Annotated in this window: 27 protein-coding genes; 14 read left to right on the top strand and 13 right to left on the bottom strand. The window is 74.2% G+C overall.

Annotated features, from left to right (window positions below):
- Positions 1 to 112: 112 nt before the first annotated feature.
- The gene (locus tag VKZ81_RS27185) at positions 113 to 379 is read right to left on the bottom strand and encodes a hypothetical protein (protein WP_324244543.1); all 267 of its coding nucleotides are present in this window, start codon (positions 377 to 379) and stop codon (positions 113 to 115) included.
- 92 nt (positions 380 to 471) lie between these two features.
- Here VKZ81_RS27185 and VKZ81_RS27180 point away from each other — a divergent pair, with 92 nt between their 5' ends.
- Entirely contained in the window at positions 472 to 711 is a 240-nt protein-coding gene (locus VKZ81_RS27180) for a DUF397 domain-containing protein (RefSeq protein WP_324244542.1), read from the top strand.
- A gap of 18 nt (positions 712 to 729) precedes the next feature.
- On the opposite strand, the gene VKZ81_RS27175 is transcribed toward VKZ81_RS27180, so the two are convergent.
- Entirely contained in the window at positions 730 to 1,533 is an 804-nt protein-coding gene (locus VKZ81_RS27175) for an SAM-dependent methyltransferase (RefSeq protein WP_324244541.1), read from the bottom strand.
- A gap of 122 nt (positions 1,534 to 1,655) precedes the next feature.
- Here VKZ81_RS27175 and VKZ81_RS27170 point away from each other — a divergent pair, with 122 nt between their 5' ends.
- The gene (locus VKZ81_RS27170) at positions 1,656 to 2,171 is read left to right on the top strand and encodes a mycothiol transferase (protein WP_324244540.1); all 516 of its coding nucleotides are present in this window, start codon (positions 1,656 to 1,658) and stop codon (positions 2,169 to 2,171) included.
- Here VKZ81_RS27170 and VKZ81_RS27165 read toward each other — a convergent pair.
- From VKZ81_RS27165 to VKZ81_RS27155, 3 genes are read right to left on the bottom strand one after another with little or no spacing between them, the layout of a single operon-like run.
- Complete coding sequence (locus VKZ81_RS27165; protein ID WP_324244539.1) at positions 2,160 to 3,464, bottom strand: TRAP transporter large permease; 1,305 nt, start codon at positions 3,462 to 3,464, stop codon at positions 2,160 to 2,162. The genes VKZ81_RS27170 and VKZ81_RS27165 overlap by 12 nt on opposite strands.
- On the bottom strand, positions 3,464 to 3,994 hold the full coding sequence (locus VKZ81_RS27160) for a TRAP transporter small permease (RefSeq protein ID WP_324244538.1): 531 nt from the start codon (positions 3,992 to 3,994) through the stop codon (positions 3,464 to 3,466). Before VKZ81_RS27160 ends, VKZ81_RS27165 begins: the two co-directional genes overlap by 1 nt.
- A 10-nt stretch (positions 3,995 to 4,004) precedes the next feature.
- On the bottom strand, positions 4,005 to 5,069 hold the full coding sequence (locus tag VKZ81_RS27155; protein ID WP_324244537.1) for a TRAP transporter substrate-binding protein: 1,065 nt from the start codon (positions 5,067 to 5,069) through the stop codon (positions 4,005 to 4,007).
- Between the two features lie 288 nt (positions 5,070 to 5,357).
- Between VKZ81_RS27155 and VKZ81_RS27150 the strand changes: the two genes are divergently transcribed.
- The 7 genes from VKZ81_RS27150 (at position 5,358) to VKZ81_RS27120 (ending at position 12,620) form a co-directional block, all read left to right on the top strand.
- Positions 5,358 to 6,320: a carbohydrate ABC transporter permease gene (locus tag VKZ81_RS27150; RefSeq protein ID WP_324244536.1), complete on the top strand. Its 963-nt coding sequence runs from the start codon at positions 5,358 to 5,360 to the stop codon at positions 6,318 to 6,320.
- Positions 6,317 to 7,183, top strand: a complete 867-nt coding sequence (locus VKZ81_RS27145) for a carbohydrate ABC transporter permease (RefSeq protein WP_324244535.1) — start codon at positions 6,317 to 6,319, stop codon at positions 7,181 to 7,183. Before VKZ81_RS27150 ends, VKZ81_RS27145 begins: the two co-directional genes overlap by 4 nt.
- Before the next feature lie 25 nt (positions 7,184 to 7,208).
- On the top strand, positions 7,209 to 8,558 hold the full coding sequence (locus VKZ81_RS27140; protein WP_324244534.1) for an ABC transporter substrate-binding protein: 1,350 nt from the start codon (positions 7,209 to 7,211) through the stop codon (positions 8,556 to 8,558).
- Positions 8,542 to 9,372 (top strand): glycerophosphodiester phosphodiesterase, encoded by an 831-nt coding sequence (locus VKZ81_RS27135; protein ID WP_324244533.1) that lies wholly within the window; start codon positions 8,542 to 8,544, stop codon positions 9,370 to 9,372. The genes VKZ81_RS27140 and VKZ81_RS27135 overlap by 17 nt, the downstream gene beginning before the upstream one ends.
- A 62-nt stretch (positions 9,373 to 9,434) precedes the next feature.
- Positions 9,435 to 10,700: a YibE/F family protein gene (locus tag VKZ81_RS27130; protein ID WP_324244532.1), complete on the top strand. Its 1,266-nt coding sequence runs from the start codon at positions 9,435 to 9,437 to the stop codon at positions 10,698 to 10,700.
- A 43-nt stretch (positions 10,701 to 10,743) separates the two neighbouring features.
- Entirely contained in the window at positions 10,744 to 11,709 is a 966-nt protein-coding gene (locus tag VKZ81_RS27125) for a hypothetical protein (protein WP_324244531.1), read from the top strand.
- On the top strand, positions 11,706 to 12,620 hold the full coding sequence (locus VKZ81_RS27120; RefSeq protein WP_324244530.1) for a hypothetical protein: 915 nt from the start codon (positions 11,706 to 11,708) through the stop codon (positions 12,618 to 12,620). The genes VKZ81_RS27125 and VKZ81_RS27120 overlap by 4 nt, the downstream gene beginning before the upstream one ends.
- 12 nt (positions 12,621 to 12,632) lie before the next feature.
- Here VKZ81_RS27120 and VKZ81_RS27115 read toward each other — a convergent pair whose 3' ends face one another.
- Positions 12,633 to 12,899, bottom strand: a complete 267-nt coding sequence (locus VKZ81_RS27115; RefSeq protein ID WP_324244529.1) for a DUF6158 family protein — start codon at positions 12,897 to 12,899, stop codon at positions 12,633 to 12,635.
- Positions 12,900 to 12,948: 49 nt separating this feature from the next.
- On the opposite strand from VKZ81_RS27115, the gene VKZ81_RS27110 reads away from it, so the two are divergent.
- Complete coding sequence (locus VKZ81_RS27110) at positions 12,949 to 13,266, top strand: hypothetical protein (RefSeq protein ID WP_324244528.1); 318 nt, start codon at positions 12,949 to 12,951, stop codon at positions 13,264 to 13,266.
- Between the two features lie 15 nt (positions 13,267 to 13,281).
- Here VKZ81_RS27110 and VKZ81_RS27105 read toward each other — a convergent pair whose 3' ends face one another.
- Positions 13,282 to 14,055, bottom strand: coding sequence for an AraC family transcriptional regulator (locus tag VKZ81_RS27105; protein ID WP_324244527.1), 774 nt, complete (start codon positions 14,053 to 14,055; stop codon positions 13,282 to 13,284).
- A gap of 61 nt (positions 14,056 to 14,116) precedes the next feature.
- On the opposite strand from VKZ81_RS27105, the gene VKZ81_RS27100 reads away from it, so the two are divergent.
- Positions 14,117 to 14,677: a class I SAM-dependent methyltransferase gene (locus tag VKZ81_RS27100; protein WP_324244571.1), complete on the top strand. Its 561-nt coding sequence runs from the start codon at positions 14,117 to 14,119 to the stop codon at positions 14,675 to 14,677.
- Here the strand turns inward: VKZ81_RS27100 and VKZ81_RS27095 are convergent.
- The 4 genes from VKZ81_RS27095 to VKZ81_RS27080 all read right to left on the bottom strand — a co-directional run bounded on the left by VKZ81_RS27095 (position 14,674) and on the right by VKZ81_RS27080 (position 17,676).
- Positions 14,674 to 15,279: a response regulator transcription factor gene (locus VKZ81_RS27095; protein ID WP_324244526.1), complete on the bottom strand. Its 606-nt coding sequence runs from the start codon at positions 15,277 to 15,279 to the stop codon at positions 14,674 to 14,676. The two genes, VKZ81_RS27100 and VKZ81_RS27095, sit on opposite strands and share 4 nt — an antisense overlap.
- Positions 15,276 to 16,487 carry a sensor histidine kinase gene (locus VKZ81_RS27090; RefSeq protein WP_324244525.1) on the bottom strand — a complete coding sequence of 404 codons (1,212 nt, stop codon included), beginning with the start codon at positions 16,485 to 16,487 and terminating at the stop codon, positions 15,276 to 15,278. Before VKZ81_RS27090 ends, VKZ81_RS27095 begins: the two co-directional genes overlap by 4 nt.
- Positions 16,488 to 16,741: 254 nt before the next feature.
- A complete protein-coding gene (locus tag VKZ81_RS27085; protein WP_324244524.1) occupies positions 16,742 to 17,452 on the bottom strand; it encodes a DUF1990 family protein in 711 nt (236 codons plus the stop codon).
- The gene (locus tag VKZ81_RS27080; RefSeq protein WP_324244523.1) at positions 17,449 to 17,676 is read right to left on the bottom strand and encodes a hypothetical protein; all 228 of its coding nucleotides are present in this window, start codon (positions 17,674 to 17,676) and stop codon (positions 17,449 to 17,451) included. The genes VKZ81_RS27085 and VKZ81_RS27080 overlap by 4 nt, the downstream gene beginning before the upstream one ends.
- Positions 17,677 to 17,699: 23 nt before the next feature.
- Here VKZ81_RS27080 and VKZ81_RS27075 point away from each other — a divergent pair, with 23 nt between their 5' ends.
- Positions 17,700 to 18,419 (top strand): DUF1990 family protein, encoded by a 720-nt coding sequence (locus VKZ81_RS27075; protein ID WP_324244522.1) that lies wholly within the window; start codon positions 17,700 to 17,702, stop codon positions 18,417 to 18,419.
- 101 nt (positions 18,420 to 18,520) lie between these two features.
- Positions 18,521 to 19,219, top strand: a complete 699-nt coding sequence (locus VKZ81_RS27070; RefSeq protein WP_324244521.1) for a DUF5709 domain-containing protein — start codon at positions 18,521 to 18,523, stop codon at positions 19,217 to 19,219.
- Between the two features lie 16 nt (positions 19,220 to 19,235).
- Here the strand turns inward: VKZ81_RS27070 and VKZ81_RS27065 are convergent, their stop codons facing one another.
- The gene (locus VKZ81_RS27065) at positions 19,236 to 19,652 is read right to left on the bottom strand and encodes an SsgA family sporulation/cell division regulator (protein WP_324244520.1); all 417 of its coding nucleotides are present in this window, start codon (positions 19,650 to 19,652) and stop codon (positions 19,236 to 19,238) included.
- 159 nt (positions 19,653 to 19,811) lie between these two features.
- Positions 19,812 to 20,351 carry a hypothetical protein gene (locus VKZ81_RS27060; RefSeq protein ID WP_324244519.1) on the bottom strand — a complete coding sequence of 180 codons (540 nt, stop codon included), beginning with the start codon at positions 20,349 to 20,351 and terminating at the stop codon, positions 19,812 to 19,814.
- A 153-nt stretch (positions 20,352 to 20,504) separates the two neighbouring features.
- Between VKZ81_RS27060 and VKZ81_RS27055 the strand changes: the two genes are divergently transcribed.
- On the top strand, positions 20,505 to 22,190 hold the full coding sequence (locus VKZ81_RS27055) for an AMP-binding protein (protein ID WP_324244518.1): 1,686 nt from the start codon (positions 20,505 to 20,507) through the stop codon (positions 22,188 to 22,190).
- Positions 22,191 to 22,306: the final 116 nt, after the last annotated feature.

Below are 22,306 nucleotides of genomic sequence, written 5' to 3'. Positions count from 1 at the left end.
GTGATCCCCCCGGCCGCGGGCGCGTCTGGTCGGGGTTCGCCCCGGCCGGCGGCAGCACCCGCCCCGCCCGGGCGGGTGCTGTTCGCCGTGGCGGCGGGTTCGGGGAGGTGGTTCAGCCGAGGAGGCGCAGGCGCGCGCCGCGGCGCGTGGTCTCGGTGCGCTCGCGGATGGCGGTGCACAGCAGGCACGGCTGGCCGTCGGGCTCCACCATGGGGGCGGCGGCGACCATGTGGCCGCAGAGCGCCTGGTAGTGGCCGTCGCTGCGCAGGGCCGCCGCGGCGAGTTCGGCGTCGGGCACCTCGTGGGCCCTCGAATCGAGGGAGCAGGTGACGGTGACGGTTTCGACAGCGCGCCGACCGACCGGATCGCCACTGCTCATGAAGATGAGTGTCCCTAGTCCGGCTTGCGGATGCAAGCGCGGATGCAAGTACATTCGGCGCGTACATCTGCGACGGCATCCGGGAGGGGCAAATGCACCAGATGGAGGACAACGGCATCGCGGCGGATCAGCTCGGTGACGTGACGTGGCGCAAGAGCAGCGCCAGCAACCCGAGTGGGGACTGCATCGAGGTCGCCGCGCTGGACAGCGGGGCGGTCGCCGTGCGCAACTCCCGCGACCCGCACGGTCCCGCGCTGGTCTACACGCGGGCCGAGATCGCCGCCTTCATCGCCGGTGCCAAGGACGGCGAGTTCGACGACCTGACCGCCTGAGCGGCGGATCTCACCCGGTCACCGCTTGCGCCCGATCCCACCCGCGTACAGCGTGCGCACGGGGCTTTCGACGTGCGTGGTCGCGTCCGGGCGCCAGTCGTTGGCGTAGACGAGGCCCGGCTCGACGAGCTCGAGGCCGCGGAAGTACTCGCGCAGTTCCTCCCAGGTGCGGAATCGGCCCGAACCGAGTCCGCCGTGGAGGAACGCGACTTCGAGCTTGTACGCGCGCGACCGGCCGTCGTCGAGGAAATGCGAAAGGAGCAGGTGGCTGCCGGGAGAGAGCCGCTCCCGGACGGCGGCGAGGATCCCCGCCGGATCGTCCTCGTCGGACAGGTGGTGCACCACGCCGCACAGCAGCGCCGCGAACGGGGCGGTGAGGTCGAGCAGGCCGACCGCGGCGACCTCGTCGAACAGCTCGCCGGGGCGCCGCAGGTCGGCCGTGACGACGGCGGTCTGGTCGTCGACGGCCAGCAGCGCGCGGGCGTGGGCGAGCACGACGGGGTCGTTGTCGACGTAGACGATCCGCACGCCGGGGTCGATGGCCCGGGCGATCTCGTTGACGTTGTCCTCGCGCGGCAGGCCGGAGCCGATGTCGAGGATCTGCCGGATCCCGGCCTCGCGCACCAGGTAGGTCACGCCGCGGCGCAGGAAGGCGCGGTTGTCCCGGGCGATCTGCCCGACCTCGGGGACCACGGCGCGCACGGCGTCGGCGGCCCGCCGGTCGACCTCGAGGTGGTCCTTGCCGCCGAGCAGGTAGTCGTAGACGCGCGCGATGGAGGCGCGGGACGCATCGACGAACGGCGCGGGCGCCTGGTCGTCCACCGCTCCTCCTCCGGCTGCCCGTCGCGCTGCGCGCACCGACAGTAACCGGATCAACCGGATGGCGGAAGGGGTGACCGTCGGTCACATCCCGTGACCCGGGCCGGACGCCGTAGGGTCGGGGTGTGGATGTCGCCGCCTTGCTGACCGACGCGTTCTCCCGGATCGGGGAAGAGGTGCACGGCGCCGCCGAGGGCCTGTCCGCGGAGCAGCTCGCGTACCGCATCGACGCGGACGCCAACTCGATCGGCTGGCTGATCTGGCACCTGTCCCGGGTCCAGGACGACCACGTGGCCGGGGTGGCCGGCAGCGAGCAGGTGTGGACCAGCCAGGGGTGGGCCGAGCGGTTCGCGCTGCCCTTCCCGGTCGGGGCGATCGGCTACGGCCACTCGTCGGAGGAGGTCGCGCAGGTGCGCGTGCCGTCGCCGGACCTGCTCACCGGCTACTACGACGCGGTCGCCGCCCGCACGCTGGAGTTCGTGGGCGGCCTCACCGAGGCCGACCTCGACCGCGTGGTGGACGAGGCGTGGGACCCGCCCGTCACGATGGGGGTCCGGCTGGTCAGCGTGATCAACGACTGCGCGCAGCACGCGGGCCAGGCCGCGTTCGTGCGGGGGATCGTCGACCGCCTAGGAAACTAGGCTCGGCAGCCACGTCGCGAGCTGCGGGAACGCGATCATGAGCGCCAGCAGCAGCCCCTCGATCGCGACGTAGGGCGCAATGCCGCGGAAGATGTCGGCGATGTCGAGCTCGGGCACCACCGACTTCATCGTGTAGAGGTTCAGCCCCACGGGCGGCGTGATCACCGCGATCTCGAGGTTCACCACCAGCAGCACGCCGAACCACAGCGGGTCGTAGCCCAGCTCCTCGATGGCGGGCACGAGGATCGGCGTGACGACGAGCAGCAGCGACGCGGCGTCGACCAGGCACCCGAGCACGACCAGCACGATCATGATCCCGACGAGGATCACGACCGCCGGGACCTCGAGGCGCACGATGAACTCGGTGAACGCATCCGGCACCCGGGCGAGCACCAGCATCTGGGTGAACACGAACGCGGCGCCGACGATCGCGAGCACCGCCGCGGTCACCCGCGCGGTCGAGACGAAGATCCGCTTGAGGTTGTCCGCGCCGAGCTTGCGGTAGATCGCGCCGGTGACGACGAACGCGGCGAGCGCGCCGACCGCGGCCGCCTCGGTGGGGGTCGCGACCCCGGTGTAGATCGAGCCCAGCACCAGCACGATCAGCAGCAGGGCGGGGGAGATGCGCCCGATCGCCGCGAGGCGCTCGCGCCAGGTGAAGCGGTCCGGGTCGACCGGGGCGTTGGCCGGCGCCAGCTTCGCCCGCGCCACGACGTAGACGATCATCATCGCGGCGAGCAGGAGGCCGGGGAAGAGGCCGCCCGCGAACAGCGCCGCCACGCTCTCGCCCGTGATCGACGAGTAGAGGATGAACATCAGGCTCGGCGGGATCAGCATGGCGAGCGCCCCGGACGCGGCGACCGCGCCGCTGGCGAACGCGGGCCGGTAGCCGCGGTCGAGCATCTCGGGCACGGCCATCCGGCCGATCACCGCCACCGAGGAGATGCTCACCCCGGACATCGCGCCGAACAGCGTCGACGCCCCGACCGCCGACGCCCCGAGCCCGCCGGGCACCCGGTTGAACCACCGGTGCGCCGCGCCGAACAGGTCCCGCCCGAGCCCGCTCACCGCGAGCGCCTCGCCGAGCAGGATGTAGAGGGGTGCGGCGACCAGGGCGTACTCCTGCAGCTGCGACACCAGGGCGAGCGGCACCAGCTCGACGGCGGTGAACCCGCCGAGCCCGAGCAGCCCGGCGACGCCCGCGACCCCGAGCGCCACGAAGATCGGGGTGCGCAGCGCGATCAGCACCAGGAGCAGCACCACCGCGAGGGTGACGATCACGCCGTCGGTCATCAGGCCACCCCCTGCGCGTCGGCCGGGGCGGCGGCCTCGTCCACCGCCTCGGGCGGCGCGGCCGTGCCCGCCGGGAACAGCAGGGCGACCAGCACGAGGAACACCCCGGACAGCGTGAGCGCGGCGTCGGGCACCCAGAGCGGGATGTTGAAGGTGCCGGCCCCGGTGAGGCCCGCGGCGTACGCCACGACCGTCGAACGGAACGCGCTGATCGCGAGCACCAGCCCGAGGAACACCGTCGCCACCGTGGTCACGAGGTCGGCGGCCCGGCGCGCCCGCTGCGGCAGGGCGCGGTGCAGCAGGTCCATCGAGATGTGGTGGCCGGTGGCGTACAGGTGCGGCACCGCGAGCATCGTCGCGACCAGCACCCCGGTGGAGTTGAGCGGGTAGGCCCAGTCGGTGGGGGCGGCGAACAGGTAACGGGCCAGCACGTCGTAGGTGATGGTGATCATCATCAGGCCCACGACGGCCATCGCCACCGCGGCCATCGCCCGCGTGCAGGCGAGCACGGTGCGGCGCACTCGGGTCACTGAACGCCTCCTACGCCTCGTTGATCAGGGCGACTGCCCGGTCGGCGACGGCCTGGTCACCGATCAGGTGCTCCCACCGGCCGTACACCGGCTCGACCGCTGCCCGGAACGCCTCCAGGTCGGCCCCGGTCGGCTCCACGATCTCCACGCCGCCCTCGAGGACCTGCGCCAGGTAGTCGCCCTCGTGCACCCCGACCATGACCTCGGTGCCGTCCCGGTAGAGCGCCCGGCCCGCCTCGTCCAGCGCCGCGCGCAGCTCGGGGTCGAGCCCCGCGTACCAGTCGCTGCGGCAGTACGCGTCGACGGTGTAGGCGCCGAAGTGGGCGCGGGTGCCGTAGCGGACGATCTCCTGCAGGTCCCGGGACACGACGGTGCCCAGGTAGCTCATCAGCCCGTCGATCGTGCCGCGCTCGAGCGCCTCGAAGACCTCCGACGAACCCATGAACACCGGCGCCCCGCCCAGCGCCTTGACGGTCTCGCCCTCGATCTCGCCCGCCACCCGGATCCGCAGGCCGCGCACGTCCTCGGGGCGCAGGATCGGTCTCCCGACCGTCCACAGGTACTCGAACGTGCACGGCATCCCGCCGAGCAGCCGCACGCCCTGCGCGGCGAGCTGCTCGTTGACCAGTGCGAACAGCGGGCCGTCCGGGTCGATCGCGCGGCGCTGCTTCGCGTAGTCCTCCGCACCGAACGGCAGCTCCATGGCGCCCAGGATCGGGAAGCTCGACGAGACGTACGAGCTGGTCTGGAACATCACGTCGGCCACCCCGAGCAGGAGCCCGGGCAGGAGCTGCTCGGCCCCGAGCAGGGTCCCCGCGTTGTACATGTCGCAGGTCAGCCGGCCCCCGCTGCGGGCGGCGAGGGTGTCCATGAAGGTCTGGATGCCCGGGTACAGGTCGTCGTAGGACTTCGGGATGTAGGTGGCGGTCGTGACGGCCCCGGCCGTGGTCGCCTCGGCGCGGCCGCAGGCCGCCAGCGCGGTGATCCCGATCCCGGCGGCGGCGAGGAACGACCGTCGGCCGAGGGCCCGGCCCGTCGCCGCTGCGGGCACGCCCCGACGCGTGTGACCACCCATGGGCGACAACCTCCGGGATGAAGATCACCGCTGTCAAGTCCAGAGGTCTGATGTGTCGGGGGAGGGTCGGTGGCCCGCGACGGGCGGGGCCTGTAGGGTGCGCGTGATCCAGATCTCCCGCTGTCTTTCCGGTGGCGCTCGGATGAACTGCGCAGGGGTCGGGAGAACAGCACGTGAACTGCATCTGACGAATTTTCGAGAACACCGGACTTCTGCGGAAACACGCTCGAAGCAGCCGCCTCGGCGGCCTAAGGTGAGCGCGCACCGACAACGGAGGACCTCTCCCACATGGCCACCGCCACCTCGCCGCCGGAAACCCCGGCCCGGCGGGCCGGGGCGCCGCGAGCGCGGCGTTCCCGGCCGCGCGCCCACCGTCGCAACCGGGTGCGCAACTGGCTGATTTTCGCGCTCCTCGCGGGGCCGAACATCGCGTTGCTGGTGGTGTTCACCTACCGGCCGCTCGTGCAGTCGTTCTACCTGTCGACGCTGCAGTGGAACCTCGGTTCGCCCACCGCCCGATCGGTGGGCCTGGCGAACTACGCGGACTTCTTCGCCGACCCGGGAACCCCGCGCCTGCTGACCATCACCGCGATCTTCACCCTCGCCACGGTCGGCGGCGGCATGGTGCTCGGCCTGCTGCTCGCGGTCCTGCTGAACCGCAAGCTGCGCTTCCGCGGCGCGGCCAGGACGATCGTGGTGGCCCCCTACGTGCTGTCCGGGGTGGCGGTCGGCCTGCTGTGGCTGTTCGTGTTCGACCCGAACTTCGGCGTGCTGTCGGCGTTGCTCGGCGCGTTCGGCATCGGTTCTCCGGACTGGTACACCGACCCGGAATGGGCGCTGGCGATGGTCATCATCGTCTATCTCTGGAAGAACGTCGGATATGTCGCGATCATCTATCTCGCCGGTTTGCAGGCGGTGCCCCGCGATCTGCTGGAGGCGGCGTCCCTGGACGGCGCATCACCGGTCCGTTCCTTCTTCTCCGTGGTGCTCCCGCTGCTCGGTCCCACCACGTTCTTCCTGGGCATCACCACATTGCTGACCTCGCTGCAGTCGTTCGACATCATCCGCGCGATGACGAACGGCGGCCCGCTCGAGGGGACCACCACGATGATGTACTCGATCTACCTCGAGGGATTCGCCGCCGGGCGTGCCGGCTATTCGTCGGCGATCGCCACGATCCTGTTCCTGTTGCTTTTCGTCATCACGCTGGTGCAGCTGCGGTTCGTCGAGCGGAAGGTGCACTACGCATGAGCAGCGCCACGGCCGCCCCGGCCCCCGCGCAGCCGCGGCCGCCGGCGGCGCGCCCCGCCGTCGGCGGATACCTCACGCTGCTGCTCGCGGTGGCCGTCATGGTCCTGCCGCTGGTGTGGATGGTGCTCGCCAGTTTCAAGGGCATGGACGAGATCTACCGGCTGCCGATCCAGTGGCTGCCCGAGTCGCTCGCCCCCACCAACTACGCCACGGCGACCCAGACCGTCCCGTTCGGCTCGTTCTTCGTCAACAGCGCGATCGCCACGGTGGTCGGCGCGGGGCTCAAGATGCTGCTGGGCCTCATGACGGCCTACGCGCTGGTGTTCGTCGACATCCCGTTCCGGCGGTTCTTCTTCTACGTGGTGGTGTGCGCGCTGCTCGTGCCGCAGCAGATCGTGCTCATCCCCAACTACGCGCTGGTCGCCCAGCTCGGGTGGCTCAACACCTACCAGGGGCTGATCATGCCCGGGCTCGCGAGCGCGTTCGGGACGTTCCTGTTCCGCCAGCACTTCCTGACCCTTCCCCGCTCGATCCTCGAGGCCGCCGAGATCGACGGGGCCGGGCACTGGCGGCGGCTGTGGCGGTTCGTGGTGCCGCTCTCCGGGCCCACCATCGCGGCCGTCGGGCTCGTGTCGATCGTCACCGAGTGGAACGACTACCTCTGGCCGCTGCTCGTGATCGACCGGCCCGAGATGATGACGCTCCCGGTCGGGCTGACCCTGCTCATGAACTTCGACGGCGTCCCGGACTGGGGCGTGATCATGGCCGGCACCGTCCTGGTGACCGTCCCCGTCCTCGCCGTCTTCTTCCTCCTCCAGCGCCGGATCGTCGCCGGGTTGGTCACCGGCGCCGTCACCGGATGAAACCCGTCCCCCAGGAAGGCACGACATGACCCCACCCGAACTGTCCCGGCGCGGACTCCTACGCCTGGGTGCCCTGCTCGGCGGTTCGGCCGCCCTCGCGGCCTGCGGCGGGCCCACCATCTCCGACGCGGGCGGCGCGGCGCAGGCCGACATCGACTGGTCGGGGGTGCAGCCCGCCTCCGAGATCACCTGGTGGAGCAACCACCCGGGCACGTCGATCGAACTGGAGAAGGAGTACATCCGCCGGTTCCAGGAACAGAACCCGCAGATCACGGTGAACCTGGTCACGGCGGGCAAGAACTACGACGAGATCGCGCAGCGGTTCCAGGCCGCCGCGGGCACCGACAACACGCCCGACCTGGTGGGCGCCAGCGACGTCTGGTGGTTCCGCTACATGATCAACGGCCAGATCATCCCGCTGGACGGTCTGGCGCAGCACCTGCAGATCGACACCGACGACTACATCGGCACGCTCTACGAGGACTACGCGTTCGCCGGCCGGCACTGGGCGCTGCCCTACGCCCGCTCGACGCCGCTCTTCTACTACAACCGCGAGATCTGGCAGCGCGCCGGCCTCCCCGACCGCGCGCCGGAGACGTGGGAGGAGTTCGAGGCGTGGGCGCCCGCGCTCGCGCAGATCGTCGGGCGGGCCCCGCTGGGGCTCGGCACGGGGACGTCCTGGGCGGCCTGGTGGTTCTACAACTTCATGTGGGGCCGGGGCGGGGCGTACTCGCAGGAGTGGACGCTCACGCTCGACAAGCCGGAGACCCTCGACGCGGGGGAGTACGTCCGCGCGCTGGTGCACGACAAGGGGTTCGCCGCCCCGACCCAGGGCGGTGACGACGGGTACGTCGCCGACTTCTCCGCGGGCGTCACGGCCTGCACGATGGCCTCCACCGGGTCCCTGCGCGGCATCCTCGAGCAGGCGCGGTTCGAGGTCGGCACCGGCTTCCTGCCCAAGGGCCCGGCCGGGCCGGCGTGCCCGACGGGCGGCACCGGCATCGCGATCGCGTCGGCCAAGTCGCCCGAGCAGCAGCTCGCCGCGGGCATGTTCCTGAAGTTCCTCACCGACACCGCGCAGACGGCGCACTTCTCCGCGGGCACCGGCTACATGCCCGTGCGCACCTCGGCGATCGAAAGCCCGGAGATGGCGGGCGTGTTCGCCGAGACGCCGCAGGCCCGTACGGCCGTCGACCAGCTCGCGACGACGCGTGTGCAAGACTGGGCCCGGGCGTTCGTCCCATCCGGCGATCAGTACCTCACCACAGCGATCCAGAAGATCGTTTTGCAGAACGAGAACCCCGCTGCTGCATTTTCCACCGCTGCTGCCGAAATCCAGACATCGTACGAGCAGAACGTTGCACGCTACATCTAGAGCCGTACCGAGCGACCGGCTCCCCGAGTCCCTGCGCCCCCAGCCGGGCCACATCCGCACCATCGCGCACCGGGGCGACTCGTCGTCCGCGCCGGAGAACACGATCGCCGCCTTCGAGGCGGCCGTGGCGGCAGGCAGTGATCTGATCGAGATCGACGTGCGGCTCGCCGCCGACGGCGTCCCGGTGATCATGCACGACGCCACGGCGCTGCGCACCGCGGGAATCGACGCCGAGGTGGCGGCGACCCCGTCGGGCGCGCTCGGCGCCGCCGACGCGGGCAGCTGGTTCGGGCCCGCGTTCGCCGGCGCCGCCGTGCCGACGTTCCAGGAGGTCGCCGAGTGGGGCGCTGCCCACCCCGACGTCGGCTGGCTGATCGAGTTCAAGGGCACCTGGACCGCCGCGCAGCTCCGGGGGCCGGTCGAGACCATCCGGCGGCACGGCCTGGTCGGGCGGGCGATCCTGCAGGGCTTCGAGACCGAGACGGTCGCCGCGGCCCGCGAGGTCGCCCCCGACCTCCCGCGGTCGCTGCTGGTGTTCGAGCGCGAGCACCTCGACGGGTTGATGGAGCGCCTGCCGCAGCTCGAGGTCGCAGGCTGCAACCCGATCGGCCAGCTGCCCATCGAGATGCCCGGGCTCGCGATGCGACTGCGCGAAGCCGGCTACAGCGTCTACCCGTGGACGCTCGACGAGCCCGACGAGTGGGGCGCCGCCGCCGTCGCGGGCGTGGACGGGGTGATCACCAACCGGCCCGCCGCGTTCCGCACGTGGCTCAGCTTGCGCTGGAACCCCGGGCGGGGCGCGCTCGCGTCGTGACGGCCGGGCGGTAGCCGTCACCCGGACGGGAACGGCGCCGGGCACCGGTGAGGATCTGGCGCGTGAGTGCCAGGGATCACCGCGCCCGGCACCGGGGCCGCCACCGCAAGCTCGACGCGGACGCCCGGGCCGGCCACGTCCCGGGCCACGCGCACGGCCACGCGCACGGGCACCGGCCCGCGCCACCGGCCGACCGCGTGGTGCGGACGTGGATCGCGGCGCTGCTGGTGCCGTGCGCGCTCGCGACGGCGGTCGGCCTCGTCCTGCTGTACCCGTTCGGCGAACCGGCCGCGGCCGACGACGTGGGCGCGGTGCGCGTCGACGGGCACGTCACCTCCGCCACCGAGACCTTCTGCGGCGACGATCCGGGCGCCGAGGGTTGCCTCGCGCTCACGGTCGCGATCGGCGACGGCCCGCTGGCCGGTCAGAGCGTCGTGACCGAGGTGTCGGTCGTGCGCGGCGATGCGCCGTTCGGGGCGGGCGACGACGTCGTGCTCTCCGTGCCGGAGGACGAGCTGACCGACCCGGGGGCGTACGCGGTGGTCGACTTCCAGCGCGACCACTCGCTGCTGGTGCTCGCCATGCTGTTCGCGGCCGCCGTCGTCGCGCTGGGCGGCAGGCGCGGCCTCGCCGCGCTCGCAGCGCTCGCGCTGACCGCCACCACCCTGATCGCGTTCGTGCTGCCCGCGATCCTCGCCGGCCGCGACCCGCTCGCCGTCGCGGTCGTCGGCTGCTGCGCGATCATGTTCGGGGCGCTCTACCTCACCCACGGCTTCTCGGCGCGGACCTCCACCGCCGTGCTGGGCACGCTGGTGAGCCTGGTTCTGATCGGGTTGCTCGGCACGGCGTTCGCCCACCTCGCGCGGTTGACCGGTGCCGACGAGGACACCGCCAACCTGGCCGCGGCGCTCGGCACCGGCGTCGACGGGCGGGGGCTCGTGCTCGCCGGCCTGATGATCGGCGCGCTCGGCGCGCTCGACGACGTCACCGTGACCCAGACCTCCGCCGTCTGGGAGCTGCGGCAGGCCGACCCCGGGCTGCGCAGCGCGGCGCTGTTCCGCTCGGCCATGCGGATCGGCCGCGACCACGTCGCGTCGGCGGTGAACACGCTCGTGCTCGCCTACGCCGGGACCACGCTGCCGCTGCTCCTGGTCTTCTCAGCCAACCAGCGCGGCCTCGGCGACGTCCTCACCACCCAGGTCGTCGCGACCGAGGTGGTGCGCACCCTGGTGGGCAGCATCGGCGTGGTCGCCTCCGTGCCGGTCACGACGGCGGTCGCGGTGGCCGTGGTGACGCGCAACCGGCCGCGCGTCGCCCGGCGTGCGTAGGACTACCGATGTCGCCGAAGCGGCGACCGGCGACGATCACCGCATGCCGAAGCTCCTGGGCGGGGCGCTCGCCCTGCTGCTCGTCGCCGCGGTGGCCACGGGGTCGGTGACGGCCGTCGACGCGTGGCGCGCCGCCGCGGAGCGCCCGCGGCCGTGCCCACCGGCGCGGGGCGAGCTGCAGGGCGATGCCGACCTCCTCACCCGCGCGTGGCGGGCGTTGACCGACCGGCGCGCCGAGGCCCTCGGCGACCTCGACGGCTCGGAGTTCGCGCTCGCGCGCTCGTGCGTGCTCTACGCCGGGCGCTTCGGCGGCGCCGGTGATCCGCGCGTCGTCGTCGTCGAGGAGACCGTGGCCGGCTACCGCGTCCTGGTCCGGATCGGGGAGCTGCAGGTGCCCGAGCGCGGGGACCCGGTGCGCGCGACGAGCGGGACGGTCGAGCTGATCGGCAGCGCGCTGGAGCGCGGGGTCGTGCTCCCGCTGTCCGGCGCGTACCTGGTCGGTGACGTCGCCGCGACCGGCGTCCGGGTGCGGACCGCGCGGGACGGGTTCGCGGCCGCGGTCCCCGCCGGCGACCTGGGCAGCGGTGTGTTCGACCTCGGCGTGGCGGTCGACCGCACCGTCGCGCCCGCACGGCGGGGCGAGCACGTCGCCGCGCTCATCGAGGTCGAGCGCGTCGGGGGCCTGCCGCCGCTGCCCGCCCTCGTGCCCGTGCTGCCGCCGCTCATGGTCGGCGACCCGGTCCGGCCGGTGGTCGAGATCGAGGCGGCGGACGGCGCGGTCGCCGACCTCGACCGGCTCGCGCCGGTGTTCGCGCTGCTCACCACCGACCCGGACCTCACGGGCGCGTTCGACCGGGGCGTGCTCCCCACCGCGCTGGAGGTCCGCACGGCGCCGATCCCCGACGGGATGCGGGTGGAGGTCACCGTCCGCGACCCCGCCGGGGCGTCGCAGGCGCCGTTCGCCTACGCCGTCCGGGACGGCGTCGCCCGAAAGGAAGATCACGAATGAGATCGCGGCCGCTGCTCGTCCTCCTCGCCCTGGCGCTCGGCGCCTGCGCACAGGCGCCCGCCGCCCCCGAGGACGCCGCCCAGGGGGACACCGTCGCCGAGGCCGTGCCTGTCGAGAGCACGGCGCTGGAACGGGCCCTCCGGCGGGTCGACGGGCCGTTCCCGGACTACCTCGAGTTCGTCGACCGCAGCGACGCCCTGGGGCGGGAAGCCCCGGTCAGCGGGCTCGCGCACCACGGCCGCCGGGCCCCCGAGGTGCTGGGCGTCGACCCGGAGGCCGCCGACGCGGTCATCGCGGTGGGACGGAAGCCGCGCTTCGCGACGCTGCTGATCGGAGGGCAGGACGGCGACGCCGTCCGCGCCCGGGCCGAGGCCTCGGGGTGGGCGGACCGCGACGGCGCCCTGCGCCGCGACCTCGACCTGCTGAACGAGCCCCTCACGGTGGAGGCGGCCAACGTGCGTCCGCTCGGCGCCGACGTCGCGCTCGGCGGTCCGGACGCACCCGTCGAGCTCGTGGACGGCCCCGGCGACGACCTGGCCGACGACCCCGACGTGCGGGCCATGACCGCGTGCCTCGGCGACGTCTCGGCCGCGATGGTGGCCGGCGGCAGCCTCGGGCCGCTGCGCGCGGTCGGGGTGCGCCCCGCCCCGGACGACGACGCGGACGACGACGCCGTCGCGACCGCCGTCCTGTGCGCCACCGGCACGACGGCGGCCGCGGTCGAGGAGGCGGTCGCCACGGGCGAGTCGCGGACCGGGCGTCGGCCGTGGGCCCAGCTCCTGCGCGATCCGGTGGTCGAGGAGCTCGGCGGCGGGGTCGTCCGCCTGACCGCGCGCACCGCCCCCGGGACGCCGCGCCTCCTGCTGCTGGCGGCCCTGCAGCAGCAGGACCTGCCCGGCGTGCCCGCCTGACGCCGCGGCGGGTCAGCCCAGGTCGCGACCGGGCACCGGCTGGCCCGCGTTCTCCCGGCTCCCGGCGCGGGTGCGCAGCGGGTCGGGGGCGCCCAGCTCCGGGAACCGGCGCAGGAACTCCTGCTCCAGCGCGAGCATCCGCTCGGTGTGGGCGTGCAGGGCGGACTCGCTGCCGCCGAGCACGGTGTCGTGGCGGGTCTCGTGCAGGTGGGCGAGCTCCCGTTGCAGGTCGTCGTCGGCGAGGTCGGCCGGGGGGATGCCGTGCGATCGGTCCGTCATGTCCGACGAGTGCCCGCCCGGGGCGCTCCCATGCGGCAGTATCGGTCGGGTGATCGTGCGAATGGCGGCCGCGGGCGCCGTCGTGCAGGACCCCGACGACCTCTCCGTCCTGCGCCTGACCACCGACCTCGACACCGATGCCCTGCGCAAGGCGCTCAGCACGACGGCCACCGGCGAGCTCGCCGCCGACGACGTCGCGATGCTGGACGCGGCCGTGCTGCGCTCGCTCGCCGTGATCAGCATGACCCCGGCCGCCGCGGCGGCGTGGTCGAAGCGCTGGGCCGAGATGCTCGAGGACGCCCGGCGCAGCGGCCGGTTGTCGCCCGACGGGCGGCTGGTGCGGGTCCCGGTGCACCGGCCGCGCTGAGGTCCCGGGCGCGGATCACGGCCCGCCCGGGCCGAACACCTGCGCCGGGGTCGTGCCCAGCACCTTGCGGAAGGCCGCCACGAAGGCGCTCGGCGTCCGGTAGCCGACCCGGTGGGCCACCACGCCCACCGGGAGGCCGGTTGCGAGCAGCTCGAGGGCGGTCCGCATCCGCGCCCGCAGCCGCCACTCGCCCAGCCCGCAGCCGGTGGTCTCCCGGAACAGGCGGTGCAGCGTTCGCGGGCTGGTGCAGGCGAGCCGGGCCAGCGCGTCCACCCCGCGGTCGTCGGCCGGGTCGGCGAGCAGGGCGTCCGCCACGCGGCGGGCGCGCTCGTCGCGGGGGAGGGCGAGCTCGACCGACGCCACCGGGGCGGGGACGAGCTGGTCGAACAGCACCGCCTCGGCGCGGGCCCGCTCGGCGTCGCCCAGCCCGGCCCGGCCCAGGTGCCCGATGAGCGCGGCGAGCAGCGGGGTCACCGCGAGCACCGTGGGGCGCGCGAAGGCCGTCGGGACCCGGGAAGGGCGCAGGTAGAGGCTGTGCATCGCGGCGGCGGTGGCCGCGGCCGTGGTGTGGCGCACCCCGGCGGGGATCCACAGCGCCCGCGTCGGCGGGAGCGCCCACGTCGTGTCGCCCGCCGAGATCGACAGCACCCCGCGCTCGGCCCACGCGAGCTGGTGGGTGGGGTGGACGTGCTCGGCGAACCGACGGCCGCGGGACAGCGCGAACCGGCCGACGAGCGCCGCTCCCGACGGCGGCGCGAGCAGTCCGGGTGGATGGCCGGATCGCGACACGGATCGGCAGGCTAGCGGGTGCCGGACACGGCCGGCCCGCCCTAGCCTCGCGGGCGTGCCGATGAACCTGCTCCACCGCCGGATCTGCCGCTCGGACAAGTGGGCCACCCGGATGCACGGTGAGGTGCTGCCGTGGGTGTGCCGGTCGGTTCCGCTCGACGGCGACGTGCTCGAGATCGGGCCCGGCTACGGGGTGACCACCCGGTGGCTCGCGGAGCGGGGCGGTCGCCTCACCGCGGTGGAGGTGGACCCCGACCTGGCCGCGGGCGTGCGCGCGAGCCTGGGCGACCGCGTCGACGTGCGCACCGGCGACGGGGCGGACCTGCCGTTCGCCGATGCGTCGTTCGACACCGTCGTCTGCTTCACGATGCTGCACCACGTGCCCTCGCCGCAGCAGCAGGACCGGCTGTTCGCCGAGGCCGCCCGCGTGCTGCGCCCCGGCGGCGTGTTCGCGGGCCTGGACAGCCGGCTCAACCTGCGCTTCCGACTGATCCACATCGGCGACACGATGACGGTCGTCGACCCGGCGACCCTGCCCGGGCGGCTCGAGGCGGCCGGCTTCACCGACGTCGAGGTGGACGCGGTGCCGCGGGTGTTCCGGTTCCGCGCCACCCGGCGCTAGATCCAGCCCTGCTCGCGGGCGGTGCGGAAGGCCTCGGCGCGGGTCGGGACGGCGAGCTTCGCGGTGATCGCGGCGAGGTGGTTGCGCACCGTGCCCTGCGACAGGTGCAGCCGCCGGGCGACGACCGACACCGGGGTGTCGACGCCCGCCTCGCGCAGGACGTCCAGTTCGCGTGGCGTCAGCGGGCAGGGCCGGGCGGACAGCGCGTCGGCGGCGAGCGCCGGGTCGACGTAGCGGGCGCCGCCGTGCACCCGCCGGATCACGTCGGCGAGCGCGCCGCCGGGCGAGCCCTTCGGCAGGAAGCCCTTCGCACCCGCGGTGAGCGCGCGCTGCAGGTGCGGCGGCCTGCCGTGCCCGGTGAGGATCACGACGGCGCAGGACGGGGCGGCCGTCGACAGTTCCTTCGCGACCGTGATGCCGTCCAGCCCCGGCATCTCCAGGTCGACGACCGCGACGTCGGGGCGGTGGGCGACGGCGGCCTCGACCGCGCCCCGACCGTCCCCGGCCTGGGCGACGACCTCGAGGTCGGGCTCGAGGTCCAGCAGGGCCGCGAGGGCGGTGCGGATCAGCTCCTCGTCGTCGGCGAGCAGTACGCGGATCATGGCTCCCGCACCGGCAGCACGGCGTCCAACGTGAACACCCCGTCCGCGACGGTGGTGCGCAGCCGCCCGCCCGACCGCGCGAGCCGCTCGGACAGCCCCTGCAGCCCCGAGCTGTGGGCGTCGGGCCGGGCGTCGCCCGCGCCGTCGTTGATGACGGTGAGCCGCACCTCCTCCCCCGTCCGCACGAGCTCGATCCTGCACCACCTCGCCCGGCTGTGGCGCAGCACGTTGGTGCCCGCCTCGCGCACCGCGGCGGCGAGCCCGGTGGCGACCGGCCCCGGCAGCGGGCCGGGGTCGCCGTCCACCGTGCAGCGCACCCCGGAGGAGCCGAGCACCCGCGCGACCGCGTCGAGCTGGGCGGCGAGGTCGACGGACCGGTAGCCGTGCACGACCTCGCGCATCTCGGCGAGCGCGGACGAGGCGAGCTCGCGCACCTCGCCGGCCTCCCGGGCGGCGCGCTCCGGGTCGGCGGTGGCGAGCCGCTCGGCGAGCTCGGCCTTGAGCGCGATCACCGAGAGGTGGTGGCCGAGCAGGTCGTGCACGTCGCTCGCGAACCGCAGCCGCTCCTCGGTGATGGCGAGCCGCGCCTGCGCCTCGCGACCGTCGCGGGCCTCCAGCACCAGGCGCCACAGCACGACCGGCAGGCCGTGGACGGCGAGCAGGCTCACCCCGATCCCGGCCGTGATCACCGCGGCGGTGAGGGCGGAGCCGCCGGTCGCGGCGCCGAGCACCGCGGACACCCCGGTCGCCGCCGCGGCGGTGACCGCCGCCGGGGCGGCCCGCACGAGCAGCGGTACCGACCCGACCACCGCGGCCCCCAGCCACGCCCACGGCTCCCAGCTCCCCTCCCCGCCACGGCCGACGGGCGCCACCAGCGGCACCGACGCGGCCGCGGCGACGAGGAACGCGACGACGAACCGGCGCCGGGTGCGCGCCGCGAGCCCCGGGGTGGCGCAGGCGTACAGCGCGGCCGCCTGGGTGACCGCGACGGCGAGGATCCCGGCGCCGCCGAGGACCTGCCAGAGCGGGCGCGGCTCGTCGCGCTGCACCACGATCGCCGGCCAGATCGCGGCGGAGGCGACCGAGACGGCCAGCGATCCGAGCACGGCCGCCCGCGCCCTGCGGAGCCGGGCGTCGTCGGCGGGCGGTGCGTCGATCACCACGGCGGGATCATCCTCGCCGCGCTCCCACCGCCTCCACCTGGGCATGCCGCCATGGTCACCCAGCCGGTGCGCAGGCCGGTACGGGCGATCCGCACGGCCCACCCGTGCAGATCGCAGGCCCGGCCGCCACGCCGCGGTGCTCGGGCGACTTCACACACCCACGGCTGGTGAACTCGCCCCGACACGGGGGGCCGCCGGTTGGCGGCCCGGCTCGCTGCGCGGCGCCGCCTGCAGGCCTGCGACTCGCCGGCACCCGGCGCGCGACTCGCCGGCACCCAGCCCGCGACTCGCCGGGGAGGTCACCGGCCGGGGTGGGCGATGCGCAGGGTGAACGCCTCGAACCGGCCCGGCTCGACCCCGCTGGGCGCCCGGATGAGCCCGTCCGGGCCCGGCTTGGGCGGCTCGGGCGGGTCCTGCAGCAGCCGGTGCAGGCGGGCCAGTGCCTGCCGGTAGAACCTCAGCTGCGTGCGCCGCCCGAACAGCAGGAACCCGAGCGCGATCACCGGGCTGCGGGCGGGGGCGCGGCGCGAGTAGGCGACGATCCGGAACTCGACGCGACCGGTGTCGAGCTGCTTGGCCAGCTCGTAGCCCAGCCGGCCCTGCTCGAGGTGGCCGCGCAGGGTCTGGTACGACCAGCCGATCACCCGCTCCGGGCCGTTCGGGCCGGAGCGCACCTCGTCGATCTCGGCGGTGATGCGCACCCCGAGCAGGAACCGCAGCACGAGGAACCGGGCCTCGAGCAGCATCTCGCGGCCGACGAGGTCGCCGGGGTAGCGGAAGGCCGCACGCAGGATGGAGGGGTCGCTGAACTCGTAGTTGTTCACGAGCGCCGCCGCGGTCTCCACCAGCCCGCCGGGCTCGGGCTCGCCCGGCGCCTCGTAGCCGAGCTCCAGCACCCGCCGGTCGCGGTGCCAGCCCGCGGTGACGGCGGGCGGCGCCTGCGCCTCGTCGTAGTTGACGGGAAGGTCCCGCAGCGCGTCGACGATGTCGGCGAGGTCCGGCCGCCTCACCGTTCGGGTGCGCGGTGCGCGACGTCGTCGATGCTGTCGCCGATCAGCCAGAACATCGCCGGCCACAGCCCGACGAAGATGGCGCGGCGCTCGGCGTTCCCCCGTTCCTCCTGGTCGACCGTCTTGGCGCGGATCCAGAGCCCGATGCACAGCGCGATGGAGGAGAGCGACACGGCGCGGCTGACGAGAGCGGTGCGGCGCAGCAGGGCCGCGTTCGGGATCATGCAGGACGGGTACCCGAGCTTCCGTGGCATTACGCTCTTGCTCCCGCCGCGCCCCGGGCGACCTCGCCCACCGCGCCGCCGTCGTCCTGCGCTGGCCGCTCGGCCTGGCGAGGGTGAGCTGGCAGTACATGTGGCGCACCACCCCCATGCGCCGGTCGGAGACCGCGGGGCCCTCCGCCGAGCGGCCCTGGCAGGTCCCCGACGACCTGGTCGACGAGGACCTGCAGCGCATCGAGGACGGCGTCGGCCCGCTCGTGCACCGCCGGTACTCGGTGCGGATCTCCGGCGCGTCGGCGTCGCCGGAGGAGGTGATCGGGCGCCTGTCCGGCGACCCGAACTGCGGCGCGCCCGCCGACGTCGCGTCGTTCGAGAAGGTCCGCGGCGTCGAGGGCGAGATGCGCGTCGGCGACGAGTTCCTCATCCGGATGCCCGGGCCGTGGGACGGGCCGGTGCGGGTGATCGGCATGGGGCACGCGTCGTTCCGGCTCGCGACCCTGCGCGGCCACCTCGAGGCCGGGCAGATCGAGTTCCGGTGCCGCCCGGAGGGCGACGACCTGCTGTTCGAGATCGAGTCGTGGGCCCGCTCCGGCGACCGCCTGTCGGACCTGCTGTACACGCGGCTGCGGCTGGCCAAGGAGATCCAGCTGAACCTGTGGGTGGAGACCTGCCTGCGGCTGACCCGCGACCTCGGCGGCAAGCCCCGCTGCGGCGTGCGCATCGACACGCACCGGGTCACCGACTGACCGCGCCGGGTGTGGCCGCCCGGGGCGCCGGGTACGCGAGGTCCCAGGTGCCGGTGGACGGCAGAGCACTGCAGGCACGACCACGGGAGGTGCACGCCGTCATGGCGCAGCGCGACTTCGAACAGCAGCCCGAGGCGCCCGACCTGGGGGCGTCCGTGCAGCTGGAGACCGAGCAGACCCTCGCGTCGCCGCCGGGTGGGGCCGACCCGCTCGACGCGGGCTACTCGCCGCCGGACCGGCCCTACCTCGCCGAGGAGGACGCCGTCACCGCGCGCGGCATGCGCGAGGGCGAGTCGCTCGACGAGCGGTTGGACCGCGAACGCGGCGACGATCCGGTCGGCGATCCGGTCGGCGATCCGGTCGACGCGGACCGGTCCGGCCGGATCGCGATGGCGGGGGAGGGGGCGGCGTTGGAGACCCCCGACGCCGTGGACGCGGTGGACGTCGGCGTCGACGGTGGCGCCGCGGGCGCCGAGGAGGCCGCCGTGCACACCACCGAGGACCCGGATGCGCCGGTCGCCGTGGAACCGTCCGTCGCGGGCCTGCCCGAGCTCGACGACCCCGAGCTGGAGGATGCGCTCGGCGACGACCCGGAGGCCGAGGGCGCCGCGGCCGCCGCCGCGCGGGACGTCCGCGAGGACGGAGACGTGTTCGACCCGGGCCTGCCGGGGGGCCGGCCGCTCGCGCCGGGGAGCGGTGCCGAGCCGACGGCCCGGCGGATCGATCGGGATCCGGCGTCGGGTGGAACGGGGGCCGGGGCGGACGGCAGCCGGGACGCCGGACCCGGGGCGTGGCGCTGAGCCGGGCCGAGCTCGGCTACTCGGCGCCGCAGCTGCGGGTGATGCGGGCGATCTCGCCGTCGAGGTCCATCCGGTCGGCCTCGGTGCCGAGGGGGACCAGCTCGAGCGTCTGCTCGACGAAGGAGCGCAGCAGGCCGCGGTCGACCTCGAGCACGGCGCGCCCGTCGTGGGAGCGGATCTCGATCTCGACGATGTCGTAGCCCTGGACCGTGCGCGGGCGCATCCGCACGTCGCCTTCGCCCGCCGGGCCCTCGAGCCCGTCGATCACCAGCTCGCGACCGATGAGCCATTCGACCCACCGGTCGTGTCTCGCTCTGACCGCGAGCGACACCGCGAAGGGGTCGTAGGCGCTGTAGCTCCAGCGCGTCACGACCGGCGCGGGCTGGCCGTGCAGCACGGTGAACATGTCCTGCTGGACGAGGTCGTTGGTCATCTGCCCCCCTGGGCACCGGGGCCGCCCACTCGTGCGGCGGCGTCACCCTCTGCATCGCAGGATGCCTCAGGAACGCTGCACTCCCGGGCAGACTTCACCCGAACAAGCGAGCGCGTGTTCGGATCGCCACGCGCTGTGAGCGCGGTTGCGCCGGTGGCGTCACCGCTCGGACGTCACGACCCAGATGCCGCCGTCCCCGTGCCGGGCGGGCTGGCTGAGGCCGAGGGTGATCCGCTCACCGGCCGCGTTGCGCACGTCGACGCTGGTGCCGTCCGGGCCCGGGTAGGCCTCGGCATCGGGCCAGCCGTGCGCGGCTGCGGCGTAGGCGATCGCCACCTCGGACGGGTCGAGCAGCCACGGCTGGGCGCCGCGGTCCACCTCGGCCTGCAGCGCTGCGGCGTCGGCCGCCGTCGCGGCGGGCCAGGGCAGCTCCACCGCATTCGACCCCGGTGCGTCCGGTTCCGTGGCGGCCGCCGGAGGCGACGTGGTTGCCGGAGGCGACGCGGTTGCCGGAGACGACGGGGTCGGTGCGACGGACGTGGTGGGCGGGGCCGGCGGCTCCACCGCGGGTTCGGGCGCCGTCGAGCACCCGGCGGCCACGGCCGCGAGCACGGCCGCGAGCACGGCCGCGAGCACGGCGGCGGTGGCCGCCGCCCGGCCGACGGTCGGGCTCGGGGCGCGTCGGCCGGTGGCGGTCACGGGGCCACCGTAGGCGCGGCGGACCCGGGCGTGGGGCCCGCGCGCGCGGCGCGTTCGGGGGACCGGTTCCGCGACCTGTCCGTTCGGGGTGAGCCACGGGCGGGGCGACTCACTAATGTCAGGTCGGCAGCGCGGCTACTACGAGGTGAGGTCATGAACCCGTCCGTTGAGAACTTCTACGCGGCCCGCGAGTTCCTCTGGGCGCACCGCGAGGACTACGACACGGCCTACCGTGACTTCCGCTGGCCCGAGATCGACGAGTTCAACTGGGCGCTCGACCACTTCGACGCGGTCGCCGCCGACCCGGAGCGCGGTGCGGCCCGGGCGCTGTGGATCGTCGAACAGGACGGCACCGAGGCGCACTGGACGTTCGCCGAGCTGTCCGCCCGGTCGAACCAGGTGGCCAACTGGCTGCGCGAGCACGGCGTCGCCCGCGGCGACCGGATCATCCTCATGCTCGGCAACCAGGTGGAGCTGTGGGAGACGCTGCTCGCCGCGATGAAGCTCGGCGCCGTCGTCATCCCGGCCACCACGTTGCTCACCGCCGCCGACCTGCGCGACCGGCTCGAGCGGGGCGGCGCGAAGCACGTCGTCGTCGGCGGGGCGGACGCGTCCAAGTTCGACGACGTCGAGGGCGACTACACGCGGATCGCGGTGCGCGGTGCCCCCGAGGGCTGGCTGGACTACGCCGACTCGGCCTCGGCGTCCGCCGAGTTCACCCCGGACGGCGTCACCCGCGGCAGCGACACGCTGCTGCTGTACTTCACCTCCGGTACCACGGCGAAGCCCAAGCTCGTCGAGCACACCCACGCGTCCTACCCGGTCGGGCACCTGTCGACGATGTACTGGATCGGGCTGGAGCCCGGCGACGTGCACCTCAACATCTCCTCGCCGGGGTGGGCGAAGCACGCGTGGAGCAACGTCTTCGCGCCGTGGATCGCCGAGGCGTGCGTGCTGGTCATGAACTACGCGCGGTTCGACGCCGAGTCCGTGCTGGGCGTGCTGGACCGCTGCAACGTCACGAGCTTCTGCGCGCCGCCCACGGTGTGGCGGATGCTCATCCAGGCCGACCTGTCGAAGCTCGCGAAACCGCCCGCCAAGGTCGTGGGGGCGGGGGAGCCGCTCAACCCCGAGGTGATCGAGCAGGTCGAGAAGGCGTGGGGCGTGCGGATCCGCGACGGCTTCGGCCAGACGGAGACCACGCTGCAGATCGGCAACCCGCCGGGCCGGCCGGTGAAGCCCGGCTCGATGGGCCGGCCGATCCCCGGCTACCCGATCGTGCTGCTCGACCCGGTCAGCGGGCAGCCCGCCGACGAGGGCGAGATCTGCATCGACCTGTCCAAGCGCCCGCTCGGGCTGATGGTGGGCTACCGCGGCGACGCGGAGCGCAACGCCGAGGCGATGGCCGGCGGCTACTACCACACCGGTGACGTCGGCACGCGCGACGCGGACGGCTACATCACCTACGTCGGGCGCTCCGACGACGTGTTCAAGGCCTCCGACTACCGGATCAGCCCGTTCGAGCTGGAGAGCGTGCTCATCGAGCACCCGGCGGTGGCGGAGGCGGCGGTCGTCCCGTCCCCGGACCCGGTCCGGCTCGCGGTGCCGAAGGCGTACGTCGCGCTGGCCGCGGGCTACGAGCCGAACGAGGAGACGGCCCGGTCGATCCTCGAGTTCGCGCGCGACAACCTCGCGCCCTACAAGCGGATCCGCAGGCTCGAGTTCGCGGCGCTGCCCAAGACCATCTCCGGCAAGATCCGCCGGGTCGAGCTGCGGGGCCGCGAGCAGGAGCTGCACGCCGACGCGGCCGCCGCGCCCGCGGGCGAGTACACCCTCTGAGCGGGCCGCGCCCAGCGGGCCCCGTCGTCCGACGATCGGTCGTGCGTGCTGCTATGACGGGCATCACGCGCGGCCGGTCGTGCGGTCCGCGCCGCTCGGCGACCGGGGCAGCGGGA

Origin of the sequence: Pseudonocardia sp. (assembly GCF_035305885.1) — a bacterium.
In the GTDB taxonomy this organism is placed as follows: domain Bacteria; phylum Actinomycetota; class Actinomycetes; order Mycobacteriales; family Pseudonocardiaceae; genus Pseudonocardia.
The sequence above is the reverse complement of the archived record's forward strand: the minus strand, read 5'-3'. Positions and strand labels throughout refer to the sequence as shown.